The following is a 265-nucleotide window of genomic DNA, read 5'->3' as shown; positions in this document are numbered from 1 at the left end:
CCAGTCAGGTTCGAGCTCGGCATAATCACGGCCCCGGCATAATCGGAATTATCCCGAATTCGGGATAATTCCGAGTCGTGGTTTAAGACTTTGAAGTATATGCCGGTATTTCCTGAGCGGTTCGGTTCGTTGGAGCACGCCAGGGATTTTATGGGCCGGTTTGTTCATGCGTATAACACTGAGCATCGCCATTCAGGATTGGGTTTTCATACTCCTGCCGACGTGCATTTCGGGATGACTGGGCACGTGGATGACCAACGCCTAG

1 pseudogene is annotated in these 265 nt (G+C 51.7%); it reads left to right on the top strand.

The window, feature by feature from the left end:
- Nucleotides 1-69 precede the first annotated feature (69 nt).
- Nucleotides 70-265, top strand: a pseudogene (locus ACT3UA_RS19055) (integrase core domain-containing protein); the annotation flags it as partial.

The sequence above is a fragment of the Glutamicibacter sp. 363 genome (assembly GCF_052379505.1).
GTDB lineage: Bacteria > Actinomycetota > Actinomycetes > Actinomycetales > Micrococcaceae > Glutamicibacter.
The sequence above is the reverse complement of the archived record's forward strand: the minus strand, read 5'-3'. Positions and strand labels throughout refer to the sequence as shown.